This is a genomic window from Spirosoma pomorum, from assembly GCF_054776615.1.
Window position 1 is genome coordinate 116,401 of the sequence record NZ_BAAHBP010000025.1, and the last position, 17,278, is coordinate 133,678.

Annotated in this window: 19 protein-coding genes; 15 read left to right on the top strand and 4 right to left on the bottom strand. The window is 48.7% G+C overall.

The features are described from left to right. Positions 1–78 precede the first annotated feature (78 nt). The 5 genes from ACYVAD_RS15105 to ACYVAD_RS15125 all read left to right on the top strand — a co-directional run bounded on the left by ACYVAD_RS15105 (position 79) and on the right by ACYVAD_RS15125 (position 5,029). Complete coding sequence (locus tag ACYVAD_RS15105) at positions 79–711, top strand: MgtC/SapB family protein (protein WP_461140340.1); 633 nt, start codon at positions 79–81, stop codon at positions 709–711. Positions 712–749: 38 nt separating this feature from the next. After that, positions 750–1,370, top strand: a complete 621-nt coding sequence (locus ACYVAD_RS15110) for a hypothetical protein (protein ID WP_461140341.1) — start codon at positions 750–752, stop codon at positions 1,368–1,370. A gap of 104 nt (positions 1,371–1,474) precedes the next feature. Then, positions 1,475–2,917, top strand: coding sequence for an MBOAT family O-acyltransferase (locus ACYVAD_RS15115; RefSeq protein ID WP_461140342.1), 1,443 nt, complete (start codon positions 1,475–1,477; stop codon positions 2,915–2,917). A 3-nt stretch (positions 2,918–2,920) separates the two neighbouring features. Then, complete coding sequence (locus ACYVAD_RS15120; RefSeq protein ID WP_461140343.1) at positions 2,921–4,021, top strand: alginate O-acetyltransferase AlgX-related protein; 1,101 nt, start codon at positions 2,921–2,923, stop codon at positions 4,019–4,021. 201 nt (positions 4,022–4,222) lie between these two features. Beyond that, entirely contained in the window at positions 4,223–5,029 is an 807-nt protein-coding gene (locus tag ACYVAD_RS15125; protein WP_461140344.1) for an SMP-30/gluconolactonase/LRE family protein, read from the top strand. Positions 5,030–5,066: 37 nt separating this feature from the next. On the opposite strand, the gene ACYVAD_RS15130 is transcribed toward ACYVAD_RS15125, so the two are convergent. From ACYVAD_RS15130 to ACYVAD_RS15140, 3 genes are all read right to left on the bottom strand, one after another. Next, a complete protein-coding gene (locus ACYVAD_RS15130) occupies positions 5,067–5,732 on the bottom strand; it encodes a phosphatidylserine decarboxylase family protein (RefSeq protein WP_461140345.1) in 666 nt (221 codons plus the stop codon). 133 nt (positions 5,733–5,865) lie between these two features. Then, on the bottom strand, positions 5,866–6,384 hold the full coding sequence (locus ACYVAD_RS15135) for a D-glycero-alpha-D-manno-heptose-1,7-bisphosphate 7-phosphatase (protein WP_461140346.1): 519 nt from the start codon (positions 6,382–6,384) through the stop codon (positions 5,866–5,868). A 215-nt stretch (positions 6,385–6,599) separates the two neighbouring features. Then, positions 6,600–9,254, bottom strand: a complete 2,655-nt coding sequence (locus tag ACYVAD_RS15140; RefSeq protein ID WP_461140347.1) for a valine--tRNA ligase — start codon at positions 9,252–9,254, stop codon at positions 6,600–6,602. A 161-nt stretch (positions 9,255–9,415) separates the two neighbouring features. Here ACYVAD_RS15140 and ACYVAD_RS15145 point away from each other — a divergent pair, with 161 nt between their 5' ends. The 9 genes from ACYVAD_RS15145 (at position 9,416) to hisF (ending at position 15,230) form a co-directional block, all read left to right on the top strand. Beyond that, positions 9,416–10,327, top strand: coding sequence for a DUF72 domain-containing protein (locus ACYVAD_RS15145; RefSeq protein WP_461140348.1), 912 nt, complete (start codon positions 9,416–9,418; stop codon positions 10,325–10,327). Positions 10,328–10,341: 14 nt separating this feature from the next. After that, positions 10,342–10,575: a DUF433 domain-containing protein gene (locus ACYVAD_RS15150; protein ID WP_461140349.1), complete on the top strand. Its 234-nt coding sequence runs from the start codon at positions 10,342–10,344 to the stop codon at positions 10,573–10,575. Continuing rightward, the gene (locus tag ACYVAD_RS15155) at positions 10,572–10,925 is read left to right on the top strand and encodes a DUF5615 family PIN-like protein (RefSeq protein WP_461140350.1); all 354 of its coding nucleotides are present in this window, start codon (positions 10,572–10,574) and stop codon (positions 10,923–10,925) included. Before ACYVAD_RS15150 ends, ACYVAD_RS15155 begins: the two co-directional genes overlap by 4 nt. 205 nt (positions 10,926–11,130) lie before the next feature. Next, positions 11,131–11,718, top strand: coding sequence for an imidazole glycerol phosphate synthase subunit HisH (gene hisH, locus ACYVAD_RS15160; RefSeq protein WP_461140351.1), 588 nt, complete (start codon positions 11,131–11,133; stop codon positions 11,716–11,718). A gap of 53 nt (positions 11,719–11,771) precedes the next feature. Beyond that, on the top strand, positions 11,772–12,494 hold the full coding sequence (gene hisA, locus ACYVAD_RS15165; RefSeq protein ID WP_461140352.1) for a 1-(5-phosphoribosyl)-5-[(5-phosphoribosylamino)methylideneamino]imidazole-4-carboxamide isomerase: 723 nt from the start codon (positions 11,772–11,774) through the stop codon (positions 12,492–12,494). Positions 12,495–12,502: 8 nt separating this feature from the next. Then, the gene (locus ACYVAD_RS15170; protein WP_461140353.1) at positions 12,503–13,186 is read left to right on the top strand and encodes a hypothetical protein; all 684 of its coding nucleotides are present in this window, start codon (positions 12,503–12,505) and stop codon (positions 13,184–13,186) included. Positions 13,187–13,303: 117 nt separating this feature from the next. Further along, positions 13,304–14,008, top strand: coding sequence for a hypothetical protein (locus tag ACYVAD_RS15175; RefSeq protein ID WP_461140354.1), 705 nt, complete (start codon positions 13,304–13,306; stop codon positions 14,006–14,008). 1 nt (position 14,009) lies between these two features. Continuing rightward, positions 14,010–14,432: a GNAT family N-acetyltransferase gene (locus tag ACYVAD_RS15180; protein WP_461140355.1), complete on the top strand. Its 423-nt coding sequence runs from the start codon at positions 14,010–14,012 to the stop codon at positions 14,430–14,432. Positions 14,433–14,435: 3 nt separating this feature from the next. Continuing rightward, the gene (hisF, locus tag ACYVAD_RS15185; protein ID WP_461140356.1) at positions 14,436–15,230 is read left to right on the top strand and encodes an imidazole glycerol phosphate synthase subunit HisF; all 795 of its coding nucleotides are present in this window, start codon (positions 14,436–14,438) and stop codon (positions 15,228–15,230) included. Positions 15,231–15,311: 81 nt separating this feature from the next. Here the strand turns inward: hisF and ACYVAD_RS15190 are convergent, their stop codons facing one another. Continuing rightward, positions 15,312–16,193, bottom strand: coding sequence for a porin family protein (locus tag ACYVAD_RS15190; RefSeq protein WP_461140357.1), 882 nt, complete (start codon positions 16,191–16,193; stop codon positions 15,312–15,314). 37 nt (positions 16,194–16,230) lie between these two features. Here ACYVAD_RS15190 and ACYVAD_RS15195 point away from each other — a divergent pair, with 37 nt between their 5' ends. Further along, positions 16,231–17,226: a gliding motility protein GldB-related protein gene (locus tag ACYVAD_RS15195; RefSeq protein ID WP_461140398.1), complete on the top strand. Its 996-nt coding sequence runs from the start codon at positions 16,231–16,233 to the stop codon at positions 17,224–17,226. Positions 17,227–17,278: the final 52 nt, after the last annotated feature.

Sequence of the window (17,278 nt, forward strand, 5' to 3'; positions counted from 1 at the left end):
CTCCAGATTATCTATTATAACCAGGAAGCCCGAATTGTCTACCAAATAACTCGGGAATACTAGCTCCGCGCTTGAATTATGGAATTTGCGTTAGAAGACATCGTTCGGCTGGTTCTGTCGCTGCTAATAGGTGGTGTTATCGGTGCCGAACGAGAATACCACGGAAAAGCGGCTGGCTTCCGGACCATGATCATGATCTGTGTCGGCTCAACGTTGTTTACCATTGTTTCTGGTCGAATCAATATGGGCGACACCAGCCGGATCGCGGCTAACATTGTTAATGGCATTGGCTTTCTGGGCGCGGGAATTATCTTCCGGGAGGACAACCGGGTGAAAGGGCTTACTACGGCGGCTACAGTATGGGCAGTATCGGCGCTAGGAATGTGCATCGGCAGCGGTCATTATGACATTGCTCTTGTCGGTTTTCTGTTCATTTTTGCCTCGTTACTCTTTTTGTCTTCCTTTGCGGAAAAAATTCAGCGGCTCAACCAAACGCGTGACTACCGCATCGTAACCCCGTTTCGTCATGAGACGTTAAACGAGTACGAAGTGTTGTTTCAGAACTGTGGTTTATCACCGTCGAGGGGGCAGCAACAGCGGATCGGTACGGAGATTATTGGCCACTGGCGCGTCAGCGGGTCCCAGCTGAACCACGAAAAATGCGTCGAACAGCTGCTAAACGATCCGGATGTAAAAGAATTCTCGTTTTGATTTCGTTACTGAATATGAGTTTGTTTTTTGAACCTAACATGAAATTCATTCAGAGTTTACTGGTATTACTTATAGTTCTAAGCAGCAGCGTTGCCTTTGGCCAGCTCACCGCCGACCCGGAAGATCGTCAGGATCAGGGTAAAGAACCGTTACGTACGCAAACCGTTGACGGACAACCTCTTCCTTTCGGTCAGCGTTTGCGATACGGCGGTGGTATCACCGGCTTCCGCTTTGGTAACCCGTTTAGTCTGGGTGCTTCACCCGTTGTTGCCTACCAGGCAGGCGAGCACCTGATCGTTGGCGTGGGTGCCAATTACACGTACACGCGTTATAAGGCTCCTTACTATTATCCGACAACCTACAATCAATATGGAGGTCGGGGATTCGTGATGTATGAAGCCTTGCCGGCTGTTATTCCTAACCTATACCTGCATGGTGAGATCGAACGTAGCAACGTTCAGGTTATTGAAGACGGCAGTCCGCAACGATTGAGCTACGGTCTGACAGCTCCCCTGCTGGGACTAACTTACTCACAGCCCATCTCACGTCGTTTCGGTGTAAACCTGACAGCGCTTTATAACCTGAATTATAACCAGAACCGCGCTTTGTCGCAGGCTATTTACGGTAACCCGTTTGTTATTCGGTTGTCGTTTTTCTAAGCCTGTTTTCAGGCCGGACAGGAGGAAATCCAGCCCACCAACTGTGGGTATGACCGCCTGTCCGGCCTTTTTTTTACCTTTGGCCTGACTTACTATCCGTTAGTATGCTATTTAGTTCGGCCATATTTCTCTTTCTTTTCTTACCCGTTTTCCTGATTATCTATTACCTACTGCCCCGCCAGTGGCATAACGCCTTTCTTTTTGGCGCGAGTCTGCTGTTTTATGCGTGGGGAGAAGGGCTGGTTGTTCTGGTTCTGCTGGTATCGGCACTGATCAACTTTATAGCGGGTCGCCTGGTAGAAAACGGGCGACGTCAGGCGGGCCTGATGCTCTCGCTAATTGGTAGCTTGTCGCTTCTTTTCTATTATAAATACAGCAACTTCTTAGTTGACTCGGTACGTGGTTTTGCCGAAGCTTTTGCAATTCCCGGTGCTACCAACCTCAACATGGCGCAGATTGCGTTACCCATCGGAATCAGCTTTTACACCTTTCAGGGAATTTCTTACACCCTTGATATCTACTGGGGACGTATCAAAGCCAATCGCAGCTTTCTGGATTACGGTACGTACGTAGCGATGTTCCCCCACCAGATTGCGGGCCCGATCGTCCGGTATGCCGATATCGCTCCGGAGCTATCAGACCGGACAACAACGATTGAAAAATTTGGGGTTGGCGCCGAGCGTTTCATCATCGGTCTGGCCAAGAAAGTCCTGTTAGCGAATACGTTCGCCAGCCTGGCTGATACCATTTTCAACGCCCCCCCTGACAGTTACCCCGCCAGTACGGCCTGGTTGGGCATAGTAGCCTATACACTCCAGATTTACTTCGATTTCTCGGGTTATTCTGACATGGCGATTGGGCTGGGTAAAATGGTCGGCTTCGACTTCAAAGAAAACTTCGACTACCCCTACATTGCTCGTTCTATTCAGGATTTCTGGCGTCGCTGGCATATTTCGTTATCGAGCTGGTTCCGGGATTATCTATACATTCCGCTGGGTGGTAACCGGGCCAGTAAAGCGCGCACTTACCGAAATCTGCTGATCGTGTTCTTTGTGACAGGGTTATGGCACGGAGCCAGCATGAATTTTATCATCTGGGGTCTTTATCACGGCATCTTTCTAATGATAGAACGCGCCGGATTACGTAAGCGATTAGATCAGGTATGGCCCCCAATTGCTCATGTATATACTTTGATTGTCGTATTAATTGGCTGGGTGTTTTTTCGGGCTGTTGATCTGAGGTCAGCGTTGGTATATCTGGAAAAGATGGCTGGGCTCGGCCCGAAATCAGTAAACTACGCTTACCCACTGACGTATTTTATCAGCACGGAGGTTTTAGTCTCCTTGCTCCTGGGCTTCGTGTTGGCAACACCCGTGTATCACGCGTTCCAGAAATACTGGCGCCGGCTGATGACACGAGTAGTAACGGCTCCGGCGCGGCTAACGATGGATCTGGTTTACGTTTCTGGGCTCTTGCTACTGTTTATTTCAGCTATCGCGTATTTGGCTGCTGATACGTATAACCCGTTCATTTATTTCCGTTTCTGAACGATGAATTCAATGCGCCCGACAATACTTGCTTTTGTGTTTGGTATTCTGTTACTGTTGCCTACGCTCGATCAAATTTTTGGATTGACGTCGCGTTTCGGCAGTACGGAAAACCGGCAGATCAGTAATATCCCTCCCTTGAACTTCCCGCATGTTCGCAGTTTCACCCGGCAATTTGATCAGTATTATAAAGAGAATTTCGGATGGCGTAACGCGCTTTTTTACGCCTACAGCCGCTGGAAGTTGAATATACTCGGCGAGTCTCCTCTACCCGAGAAAGTAGTTGTTGGCAAAAACGGCTGGTTTTACCTGGGTAATAGTTATAACAACGTTATTAATCAGCATCGAGGGCTACAGCCTCTTTCGGCTGATTCAGCACGGTACATCGCTAATCACCTGCTGATGCGGCAGCAAGAACTGGCAAAACAGGGAATTCGCCTGTACGTAATGGTTGCCCCTGATTCGCACTCGATCTACCCCGAATTCCTGCCCGATCGACTAGGGGCTAACTCAACACCTTCCCGTCTGGATGTGCTGAAACAGGCGATTCAGCAAACCAGTATCCCATTCATCGACGTGCGGGACACCTTAACTCGTACGAAAGCACACCATGTGGTCTACCATCAAACGGATACCCACTGGAATGACTACGGTACTCTGGTCGGTAGCGCAACGTTGCTTGAACGCATCCGGCAGGACCAGCCTACCATTCCCCCCATGCGACTCAGTGATTTCCGCATTCAGCAGCAAAAGGGCGTAGGTGGTGATTTAGTCAACATGCTGACGGTGCAGGAGGAGCAAAAAGATCCCATTTATTATTACATCCAGCCCAGCGGTAGCCGCACTGCCCGCCTGATGGCTACGATTCCTAACGAAAAATCCGGTTTTCCGTCGACTCGTTTTACGGGGTCCGGTTCGGGAAAGCTGTTGTTCGTTGGCGATTCCTTCAGCCACAGTATGATGCAGTTTTTGCCTGCCTATTTTCAGGACTCATACTTTGTTCGGGGGAGTCAGTTAGATACCGAACTTGTTCGCTCCGAACGACCAGACATCATCGTCGTTGAAGTGGTTGAACGAAACATCAGCACGCTAGGTAATTTTTGATTCGGCACAAACGCCTGACTATCAATAAAATATTACACAATCAGCTACCGATAATTGACAGGTCGACCTCTCTTTAGCCTAAACTTTTTAAACAAAAGCTTAGGCTACGCATTCTTTTTACCATACAAGGTTACCAATTGGTTAGTCTTGACTTGAGGTGGTCCTGTGGGGTCCAGTTCATATTCAGGTGAATAGTAAGCTATGGGAGAAATACGTGTACTTGCAACAGGACTTAGATTTCCAGAAGGACCTACTTTCGATACAACCGGTGCGCTGTGGTGTGCAGAGCAAGAGGGTGAAACTTTGTTCTGTTGCCAAAAAGACGGTAGTACCAAGCGAATAAAAACCGGCGGTAAGCCCACCGGTGCCATATACCATAACGATTACATCTGGTTTTGTGATGCAGACAGCAACGCCATCCGTCGCCTGCATGTTGCAACGGAAACAATTGAAACAGTAGTCGACAAGTTGAGCGCAATGCCTCTCAACTACCCCAGCCAGCTCATCGTAGATCAAAACAATCAGTTTATTTTTAGCTGTCCTGGCGCTCCAAATAGCTCATCCCCAGGGTACGTAGCAGTCTACACGCAGTTGGGTAAACTGGACGTAATAGCAGAGGGACTCGCCTACCCAAACGGATTAGCTTTGTTGCCAGACAGCGAAACTTTGTTGGTCGCTGAAAACCACCGTCATCGAATCTGGCAGGGATACTGGGACAGCCAATCACTGAGCTGGGAGAATCTACGGGTATGGGCTACGGTTATCGATGAACCCACAAATGCGTCAGCGCCAAATCTTAGTGGAATGGCGGTAGGTCCGGACGGCAATTTATACGTGGCTATTTCTGGGGCAGGAGTCATCCGAGTGTTATCGGCTGATGGCTTGTTCTTGCATGACATTGCTTTGCCTGGCGCTAACCCATCCAATTGCGCCTTTGATCCCTTTGATGAGTTAAGCCTCATTGTTACCGAAACAGAAAAAGGCGAACTCCTGAGTGTTCGCCTTTGATCAATTGCCTGCGTGCAGGTTCCTAAAACCTGGTTTGTTACTTTTTGAGTTCAGCCAGAACCGTTACGCCACCACGCATACGATCACCGATGTTCACTTTTACGTCAGCATCCAGTGGCACAAAGACGTCAACGCGGGAGCCGAACTTAATAAAGCCCATCTCACTACCCTGTTCAACAGGCTGGCCTTCTTTTACGTACCAAACAATCCGTCGGGCAACAGCACCAGCAATCTGCCGGAACAATACCTCTACGCCATTGGCAGCCTGAATAACGACCGTAGTGCGTTCATTTTCCGTACTTGATTTTGGATGCCAGGCTACCAGATATTTCCCTGGATAGTATTTGAAATACTTAACGATACCGGAAACGGGATTTCGATTGACGTGTACGTTCAGGGGAGACATGAAAATCGAAATCTGCCGACGACGCCCCTTGAAATACTCATCTTCGTCGGTCTCTTCAATCACAACCACAGTTCCGTCAGCAGGGGCGATGACTTGTGCTTCGTGTTGCGTTAGCTGCCGATTCGGAATCCGGAAGAACTGAACAACAAGCAGAAGAATAACTAAACTGGCAACGACCGTAACGGTCATTGCTAACGTATTTCCCGGAAACAGGTAGAAATAAGCAAACACATCCAGCGCCAGGAGAATCAATCCCGTGGTTAGCATAATGGTTTTACCTTCGCGATGTAAGCGCATACAGAATAGAAAACGGTTTCGGTGTTTTGCAGCAAAACTAAGGCTTTTGCCGGAAAACGCACTTTCCGGCCGCTACCTAGCGTAATTAACCGCCCCTTTGCCGACTTGTTCCTGAACCTAGAAGAATTTGTACTCAAGCGTATTGCAGCACAAAGCGCGATGCTTCAAGCAGATTTGGGGCGCAGCCATCGCAGTCGGTTGATAATTGGGGCTCCTGCGCAATTCGAACCGTTTTTACGCCTGCTCGGCGGCCAGCCTGCATATCCCGGAGCGCATCACCAATCATCCAGGACTCATCGGAATCAATGTTGTATTTAGCAATGGCCTTTTCCAGCAGTAATGAACCAGGCTTACGCGTCAGCGATTGGCTATCATAATCAGGATGATGCGGACAATAGTAGATATCATCAATTAAATGCCCGCATCGTTCCTGGAGGTATTCGTAACAGGCCATAACATCCTCACGGGTATAAAGTCCCTTAGCAATACCGGCCTGATTTGTGATAATAATCAGTAGATAACCTGCGGCTTTGAAATGCGCCAGCGCTTCGGCAACCCCATCAGGAATAATAAAGTCTTCAATGCGGTAGACGTAGTCGGCCCGGTCTTCATTCAGGACGCCGTCCCGATCTAAAAAGATGCATTTACTCATAGCGTTGTTAACCCATTTGGCTACAGTATAAACCAAAATTTCGTCAAAAATATAACTATTACCCGTAAATATTATACTATTTTATCCAACGAGCCAAAAACTCAACGAGCGGGAATTCTGACAGATAGCATTTCAATCAAGGATTAGAAATCCTATTCTACATTATTAGCCTAAGCAAACGGGCTGACTTTTATCGCCAGCCCGTTTGCTTGTTCTTAGAGATTCTGTAACTGCTCCTCCAAAGCTTTGATTTTCGCTTCAGCATCGGCTAGTTTCTGCCGCTCTCGGTCGACTATTTCGGGCTTGGCGTTGGCCACAAATTTTTCGTTAGCGAGTTTTTTGAGCGTTGCATCGCGGAAACCAATCTGGTACTCCAGGTCTTTCTGCAAATTAACTTTCTCCTGCTCGACATCGATTTCTCCGGCAATATTCACAAAGAACTCATCGCTCTTAATCAGGAACTGAATACCGTCAGCTTTCTCGGTCGTATAGGTCACGGCTGATACGTTCGCCATCTTCCGGATTAGTCCTTCGAACGCCTGGAACCGGCTGGTATCCGTCGTTTTAATCGTCAGAGGTAGTTCCGTTTTTGGCGAAATCTGCTTGGCGTTCCGGATATTCCGGACATTGGTAATAATCTCGAACAACGTATCAAAATCAGTCAGCAGCTGCGTGTCGATCGTTCCGGCTTTCGGGAATGCGGCAATGCAGATGCTATCGCCCTCTTTCCGTTCGCGGATGTCCTGCCAGATTTCCTCCGTAATGAACGGCATAAACGGATGCGCCAGGCACATCAGCTTCTCAAAGAAATTGATCGTCGCGTCGTAGGTTACCCGGTTAATAGGTTGTTCATAGCCCGGTTTGATCAGCTCCAGGTATTGCGAGCAGAAATCGTCCCAGATCAGTTTATAAATCGCCTGCAAGGCTTCCGAAATCCGGAACTTTCCGAACAGATCTTCGATCTCGACCAACGTAACGTTCAGTTTTGATTCGAACCAGTCGATGGCTAATGAATTATCGACATGGTAGCGCCCCTCCAATTTTGCCGTAACTTCAACAACCTCTTTTTCAACAACCGTCCAACCTTTCACTAGCCGGAAGGCGTTCCAGATTTTATTGCTGAAGTTACGTCCCTGCTCAACCAGTTTCTCATCGAAAGGAAGATCGTTCCCGGCGGGCGAGCTGAACAACATCCCGGTCCGGACACCGTCGGCTCCGAACTGATCGATCAGCAAGAGCGGATCGGGCGAGTTCCCCAGCGACTTCGACATTTTCCGGCCGAGTTTATCGCGGACAATTCCCGTCAGGTACACATTCTTAAACGGTGCTTCGCCCTTGTATTCATACCCGGCAATAATCATCCGGGCCACCCAGAAAAACAGAATTTCGGGGGCCGTAACGAGATCATTGGTTGGGTAATAGTAGTTGATGTCAGCATTATCGGGATCGCTTACGCCCTTAAATACTTCCATTGGCCACAACCACGACGAGAACCAGGTATCCAGTACGTCCTCGTCCTGCGTTAGGTCGGCCTCGGTCATGGCGAACAGCAGTTTCTCGTGCTGTACTTTCTCCAGCGCTTCGTGTTTGTTACGTGCCACGACGACCGTTCCATCCTGCAGGTAAAATGCCGGAATCCGCTGACCCCACCAGAGCTGGCGACTGATACACCAATCGTGCACGTTCTCCATCCAGGACCGGTACATATTCTTGAACTTCGACGGATAGAGCTGGATCGTGTCGTTCATGACATTTTCCAGCGCGGGCTTCGATAGTTGATCCATTTTCAGGAACCACTGCAGCGACAGTTTTGGCTCAATAACGGCGTTTGTCCGTTCCGAGAAACCCACGTTCGATTTGTTCTCTTCTGTCTTGACCAGATTACCAGATTCTTCCAGCAGTTTAATAATCGCTTTGCGAGCGGCAAAGCGGTCCTGACCGACCAGAATTTGTGCTTTTTCGTTCAGCGTTCCGTCATCGTTCAGAATATCCAGAACGGGCAGATTATGCTTAACCCCCAGTGCGTAGTCATTCGGGTCGTGGGCGGGCGTCACTTTCAAACCACCTGTTCCGAAGTCCATCGCTACGTACTCATCCGTGATGATGGGAACCTCGCGATTGATTAACGGAATCAGCGCTTTTTTGCCGTGTAGATGCGTGTACCGCTCGTCGTTCGGATTAACGGCAATGGCCGCATCGGCCATGATCGTCTCCGGCCGAACCGTCGCAATGGTAATAAACTCACCTTCTGCGCCAACAATCGGGTAATTTATGTAGACCAGTTTCTGCTGAACCTCTTTCGTAATTACTTCCTCGTCCGATACGGCAGTACGTCCCTGTGGGTCCCAGTTTACCATGCGAATACCCCGGTAAATCAGCCCTTTTTCGTACAGATCAACAAATACATCGATAACCGACTCATAATAATGGTCGTCCATCGTAAAGGTTGTCCGGTCCCAGTCGCAGGAAGCGCCCAGCTTGCGCAGCTGCGACAGAATGATGCCGCCGTACTTGTCTTTCCACTCCAGCGCATAGGCCAGAAACTCTTCTCGTGTCAGGTCTTTTTTCTCAATTCCCCGCTCCTTGAGCATCGCCACAACCTTGGCTTCGGTAGCAATGCTGGCGTGGTCCGTACCCGGTACCCAACACGCATTTTTGCCTTCCATTCGTGCTTTCCGGACCAGTACGTCCTGAATAGTGTTGTTGAGCATGTGGCCCATATGCAGCACTCCCGTTACGTTCGGTGGTGGGATAACCACCGTGTACGGTTCACGGGTCTCGTCGGGAACGGACTTAAAGAACTGGTTATCAATCCAGTATTTATACCATTTTTCCTCAATTTCCTGAGGAGTGTATGTTTTTGAGATCATAAAGCAGTCTGCGTTGGGTTCACTGTCCGGTCCAGAGATCGCTGGTACCTAGTACGTACCCAGTCGTATAAATAGATCGACAAAATTAGTTAAATTGGCTAGGGCGTAAAAACGAAAGCTATCCTTTGCCCGTTTTATGCGTATACTTCATCGGCACATTTATGGAATTTGGGAAAACTACAAATATTGGTGCCGTAAACTTTGCATTACCACCCGGCACGGCGTTCAACGCGCGCATATGGACTGACGTTGAGCCAACGCGTCGGCCGGGCGTATTCATCGGCGGTCCAATCTGGGCCAACAAAGATTACGTTGGTAAAGTATACCCATCTACTGCCAAGGAGCGCGATTTTCTGCATTATTACACGCGTCAGTTCAACACCATCGAGCTAAATCTGACGCATTACCAGATTCCAACATCGGGCATGATCGACAAGTGGAAAGTCGAAGCAGTTGATGGCTTTGTCTACTGTCCGAAGTTTCCTCAGGCCATCAGCCACGAGCGGCAGCTTGTCGCGACTGAAAGCCTGACGGAGGAGTTTGTCAACGCGGTTTTAGGACTGGAAGAGTATCTGGGCATGACATTTCTACAACTTCCGCCCACCTTTGGTCCTGACAAATGGTCGTTGCTCGAAACGTATCTGAAATCTTTACCTGACGAATTAAGTGTAGCCGTTGAATTCCGGCACCCCGATTGGTTCAGCAAAACCAGTATTTGGACACAAACCTTGGAGCGGCTGTACAACCTGCGTCGGCACGTCGTCATCTCGGACGTAGCGGGTCGGCGCGACGTTCTGCATATGGGATTGAGCAGCCCAGTGCTGACGTTACGTTTCATTGCAAATGAAGGGCATCCTACTGACTATACTCGGACTGATGCCTGGATTCAACGACTCAAAACCTGGTTCGAGAAAGGCCTGCAAACGGCTTACCTATTCATACACGGCGGTGGCGACAACGACACGGCTCCTGAACTGATTCTGTATTGGGTTCGCGAACTGAACAAGCACTGCGGTCTCAATCTGCGTGAACCCGTTCTCCAACCCCAGGTTGTACAGGGTAGTTTATTTTAGTTGTACATTGTAGCATGAATTACAGAGATCGAATCACCGCGAATCACCAGGTTATGTTAGGGAAGCCTGTTGTTAAAGGCACCCGGATAACTGTTGAATTGATACTGCGTAAACTCTCTGAAGGAGCAACAACGACCGATTTGCTGGTAATGTATCCAACGTTAGCGGAAGATGATGTTTTTGCGGCACTGACCTACGCGTCAGACTTACTAGCCAATGAAGAAATGATTATGCTGAATGCAGCATGATTATCGCCGACGAAAATATAGATCGTCGACTTATCGAGGCTATTAGACATCTCGGTATTCAGGTACACTCGATAAATGAGTCAAACAGTGGCATCCGTGATGAGGAAGTAATTGAGCTATCGCGAAATCCACCTCGCATCATTTTGACCGAGGACAAAGATTTTGGCGAATGGGTATTTGCTCATCACGTAAAGGGAGTCAGCATTCTTTTCCTACGTTATAGTTTCAAGGAGACAGCCCAAATGGAATTTATCCTAATAAAGCTCCTTTCAGAACGTATTAACGACTTAATCGGCTGTTTTACAACCGTGACAACGCAAAAGATTAGGATACGGAAACTTGATTCCTAGCCAACCTGGAATGAGGCAGGTTATTTTGATTTGCCAGCCGACAACCATAAATTTGCCTCATGACTACCGCAGAAACACATTTATTTCATCATCATGCCCGGCATTAACGGCAGACGATGGGTTGTTTCTGTGATTCGTATTGACTGATTCTTCACGCTGATACACACAAAGCCCGGTTCTGCCAATGAGCCGGGCTTTTCTTTTTATGAAAACCGTAATCATTAAATACAACGCCGGTAACGTTCAGTCGGTTATGTACGCGCTTGACCGGCTGGGAGCCAGTTATCTGCTTACTGACGACGAGGCCGAAATCCGCTCGGCCGACAAAGTGATCTTTCCGGGTGTGGGTGAAGCCAGTACGGCTATGGCCTATCTGCGGCAGCGCGGTCTGGACAAGCTAATTCCATCGTTGAAACAGCCAGTATTGGGCACCTGCGTTGGTATGCAACTGATGTGCCGCTACTCGGAAGAAAACGACACGACCTGCATGGGTATCTTCGACATTGACGTCCGACGGTTGCCCGCCAATGCTGGCCTGAAAGTACCACATACAGGCTGGAATAATCTGCACTCGCTACGTGGTCCGCTTACGGAAGGACTGGCAGAAAACGCGTATGTCTATTTTGTGCACAGTTACGCGGCAGATGTCTGTGAGTATACAACGGCTGTTTGCGAGTATGGCCGACCATTCAGCGCGATGCTTCATCGGGATAACTTCTATGCCGCTCAGTTTCATGCCGAGATCAGCGGAAATATTGGCCAACGCATCCTCGAAAACTTTCTCAATCTGTAGATTTTCTTTTCCCTTTGGTTTTTCTCTAACGTCTTTTATCGACTACCTCAATAATGTACATCATTCCCGCTATCGATCTGATTGACGGCAAAGCCGTTCGGCTGACGCAAGGCGACTACAACCAGAAAAAAGAATACAACGCCCGACCGCTCGACGTAGCGATGCAGTTTGAAGACGCCGGTCTGACGCGACTGCATCTGGTTGACCTCGACGGTGCTAAAGCCAAACGCGTGATTAACTGGAAAGTATTGGAACTGATTGCCACGAAAACTAGCCTGCACGTTGATTTTGGCGGGGGCGTTCAGTCAGACGATGATTTGCGGATGGTGTTTGAGTGTGGTGCCAAACAGGTTACCGGGGGTAGTATTGCCGTTAAGCAACCCGACGTGCTGGAACGCTGGCTAACGCAGTACGGTCCAGAGGCTATCATTCTGGGTGCCGACGCCAAGAACGAAAAAATTGCGGTGAGCGGTTGGGAAGAAGGTACTGATGTTTGGGTCTATGACTTCGTTCAGCAGTGGGTAGACAAAAGTGTCAAGTATGTCATCAGCACCGACGTAGCGAAGGACGGATTACTACAAGGACCTTCATTCGAGCTGTACCGCAACTTACAGGATCAGCTGCCTGATTTAAACATCATTGCCAGTGGTGGTGTCAGCAACATGGCCGATGTAGAAACGCTGGCCGATATGGGTCTGTTTGGCGTCGTCGTCGGCAAAGCGATTTATGAAGGACGCGTTACGTTGAAGGAATTGTCGGCTATTCATAATGCCTAATTGTTGTCATGAAGTGGTCGCTGCTTTTTCTGTTTCTCTGGCTGACACTATTGTCTACCACGTTCGCCGGAATCTTGACCGATTCAACCCAGCAGCGTCGCTTCCAAAAACTGGCAACGCAGATGGGATTGAAAGAGCCGAAGTTGAAATCGGAAGAGTACGAGATACGTATTTGGTACAATATGTCTTTTCAATACGGAGAAGCGCAAATGGCTTACCTGTTACGTAAAACTCAACAGGAATTTACGGTAGCGAAGTACCTTATTAAGTCAAACAAGCGCGGGTTCCAAAAGGCCACCTTACTACAACCAACACTACCCGTCTCACCTGACTCCTGGTCTCGTCTTCTTGCTAAAAACATACTAGTCCTCCCTGACCGATCAGTTGTTTTTGAGCGTCTATATCGTCGGCCTGCCCCAATCAGTGATACAGATCGAGTTCGCCAAGAAACGGATGGTAGTTTCACCATACGAGGGCAAAAAAATAAGAATCAGATAGCTATTTTAGATGGTGAAGCCTTCTATTTCGAGGTGTTCAGCGTGAATAATTATCACGCTTTTGTCTATGACAATCCCAGAAGGTACAGCAGCTTTTATTCGGAGTGTGAAGAACTACGAAATGTGGTTGATATACTGGATGAGTTAACTTCTCTTTTTGAGCCTAAAGAAGGTAAGCAACATGAGACGAAATAACCGACGATGACACCATTTTCGCCTAACATGGGCCCGTTTGGTATCATCGTCGATAAAGGAATTTATAAAGAGTGTGCTACAGTGTAGAAAGTGCTATCTATAAGTCATAGACACGTCATGAAACAGCTGCTATACCTGCTTGGCTTTTTATTGGTAAGTGCAGAAATATGGGCTGGCAATTCGGCTGATTCGACAGCCAAAAGCCTGTTTCCTAAGCTAACGAAACAGATGCGTTTGAAATATCCAGCCCTAAAAGAAGATGAATATGAAGTGCGGATATGGAACCGCGTAGCCCTGAAGTATGGTAATGCTCAGGTAGCCTATATTCTGCGTAAAACAAAGAAGCGACTCAGAGCCAGACGGTACGTAATCAATTGGAAGAGAGAGAACTTTCGGTCCGCGAGAAGACAACGACCAACGATTACTCCCACTCATGCGTTTTGGAACAGACTTATGAGGAGGAACATTCTCACACTACCAGATGAGCGTGTTGTATTTGACCGGCTATACCCTCCGTATAAGCCCCAGCCAATTACAGATACAGTTGAGGCTGGCATGCAGGCAGACGGGAGCTTTACACTCAAAGGGTATAGGATAGCAGAAAAAAGAAATATCATTGCAGATGGCGAATACTATCTATTCGAGGTATTCGGTGCAAACAGCTATCGGGTTTATAGCAGCAGCAATCCATCTCAGTATTCTGAACGTGAACTCCGGGCTGAAGAGTTACAGAATATGGTTGGTATTCTACGTGATTTTATATTGTTGTTCCGCTCGGACATAATAGGACGCGACGAGGCTAGAGAAATATACACCAAGTAAAGTGAGGGACAACTATACCATCAGCACCGACAAAGCAAAACTTGACCTGGATGTTATTCATCAGTTTCTAAGTCAGGATTCGTACTGGGCGCAGAATATTCCGCGTGAGTTAGTCCAGCGGGCCATCCATAACTCGCTCTGTTTCGGTTTATATTATCAGGACCAGCAGGTTGGTTTCGCACGCGTCATCAGCGACCTCGCTACGTTCGCTTATCTGTCTGATGTGTTTGTTGTGCCCAGCCACCGGGGTAAAGGCTTATCGAAGTTTCTGATCGAAACGATTTCAACTTATCCAGACCTGCAAGGCCTCCGTCGCTGGATGCTAGCCACAAAGGACGCCCATACGCTGTATGCTCAGTTTGGATTTACGCCCCTCGACAAGCCCGATCTTTTTATGCAGCGCAAGCTGATCGAAACATATTGAACCATGCTTACTAAACGTATCATTCCCTGCCTTGACATCAAAGATGGTCGGACGGTCAAAGGCACTAATTTTGTCAATCTACGCGACGCTGGGGACCCAGTAGCCCTGGCAGCTATCTATGCCGAACAGGGTGCCGATGAACTGGTGTTTCTTGACATTACTGCCACCGTCGACGAACGTAAAACGCTGATCGACCTGGTTCGCAACGTCGCGCACACGATCAATATCCCATTTACGGTAGGCGGAGGCATTTCATCAGTCGCCGACGTATCGGCGCTGCTAAACGCTGGCGCAGACAAGATCTCGATCAACTCATCAGCCGTCCGTAACCCCGGTTTGATTAATGAATTAGCCCTTGAGTTCGGTAGCCAATGCGTTGTCGTGGCCATCGACACGCGGTACATCAGCGTGGGGCCAGGGGCAGAGGGCGAAGGGGATAGCACGGCCCGCGCTCACATCGTCCACACGCATGGTGGCCGGCGACCAACAGAACTGCGTACTATTGCCTGGGCAAAAGAAGTGGAAGACCGGGGGGCAGGTGAGATTCTGCTGACCTCGATGGACTCGGACGGCACCAAGGCTGGGTTCGCGCTTGACCTGACTGCCCAGATTTCGGGAATGGCCAATATCCCGGTTATTGCTTCAGGGGGAGCCGGTACCATGGATCACTTCGTCGACGTATTCACAACCGGCAAGGCAGACGCGGGCCTAGCAGCCAGTATCTTCCACTTTAAGGAAATTGATATTCCACAGTTGAAAGGCTACCTTCGCGAGAAAGGTATTGAAATGAGAATTTGACAAGAGCAGAAAGACGTAAGAGAAACGATTAGCTGTAGTGTTCTTTCTTCTTACGTCTTTTCTTTTTCTTCCTGGTATTTCTTAAAACTGAAAGCCAATATCCAGCGAGACGATCCGGCTTTTGGAGACTAACTGGCTCCCCCGCGCAATATTCAGTAAACCTCGCTGATAGCTAACACCCAGATTGAACGCGTTGCTTTCGTTGATCTTGTACTGAACGCCCGTCCCCAACAGCAACTCAATATCCCCAAAACTGTATTGTCGTCGGTTACCCCCACTCTCGGCTAGGTACAGCGCGTTACGTTCCTGCTCCAGCGGTTTTTCAGCTAGCTTCAGACTTAACAATCCACCTGTTTGTACGTAGAGCCGGACACCGGGCGCAATGTTATTCGCAAACATCTTTACCGTGGCGGGTAATTGTAGATACTGCAAATTATAGATTGACTCTTTGTAGCTGACACCTGGCGTAAAACGACTTTCGCCGAATGATCCCGGCATTTGAAAACCAGAGCGCTTGATCGTATACCAAAGTCCCGTTCCAAAAGCGTAACGATCTTTGAAGAAATAATAATCGAGCGTTGGACCAATACTCATTCGCACTCCCGCGCCGTTATCACGAAAACCGGCATACGTACCCACCCCCGAAGCAGTGTTCATATTCAGTGAGGGCGAAAACCGAATGCCCATTTCGATCAGGTGAGTTGGCCAGGCATAATCCGGACTAGCGTCGGCAGTAGCGCCAACAGCCTGCTTGCGACGGCGCTTTTTGCGGTCATCGTTATAATCACGTCGGTTTTTATCCTGTCCGTCGTAATTGTCGCCCAGGATCTTGCGAAACCGCCGTTCCGTTACGCCCGATTCCCGCGTGCGTAGTTGATAGAGCGCCCGCGATGGTGTTTGCGACCAACTTTCGACAAGTGCCAGTATGAGGAAAATCAAACTTAGCCCTGCAACTTTTTTCATAATTTTGTACGTTTTCAATACGGAAAACCCTGATTTCATGCGACTACGGACGCTTTCCGGCCTCTTTGCCCTCTCTGGGCTTTTTTCTTTGCTTTTTCTTCTTTCATGCGAAAAGCACGAAGAAATCAGTTTTGTTCGGCTTGATCAGCAGCTGTTCAAAGCCAAATCCCCCGCTCAGATCAAGGATTTTCTCGACAAGAACCCCTCGGTTGCTCAATTGTACTTTAACGCGAACGGAGCCGGTAATGATACAGCATTGGTTCGTGAATTGACGGAACGGGTCAATAACCCGGCCCTCAACGAATTCAGTGGTCAGCTTCAACAACAGTTCAGCGACTTAAGCGATCTCAACGCGCAGTTGTCCGAAGCATTCACCAATATCAAAAAAGAGTTTCCCGACTTTCGCACTCCTAAGGTTGCAACGGTTGTAACGGGCTTTCTCGGTCCTGACTTGATGATTACCGACAGCCTTATTGTTATTGGACTCGACTATTTTGCGGGGCCCAATGCTAAGTACCGTCCTACGGGTCCCGAGTATCCAGCTTATATTCTTCGTCGCTACCAACAACAGTTCATCGCCCCTGCCATCGTTACAGCCCTGTCCGATAAGTATAACGCTACCAATCGTACCGACCAGACGTTGCTGGCCGACATGATCTATTACGGTAAGAGTTACGCCTTTACCCGAACAATGCTTCCTGAAGTAGCCGATAGTCTGATCATCGGTTATACAGACAAGCAACTTACCGAAACGTTTAATGCTCAGGACCTGGTTTGGGGACATTTTATTGACAATCAACTACTGTATCAGACGAACCCAGCCATAAAACAGCGATATTTGAATGAGCGTCCGTACACCGCTGAGATTGGATCAGCCTGTCCGGGTGCTATTGGCCGCTGGGTCGGCTGGCGAATTGTTGGTCTGTATCACGACAAGCATTCCGGCGTTAGCATCGCCGATTTGATGCGAAACGCCGATGCGCGCCAGATTTTCGCCGAGTCGGGCTACAAAGGACAAAAGGACGACGATTAGTTTTTTCGGGCGATGGCCCAATCAGAAGTGCTTTGTGAGCACAAGCATCAAC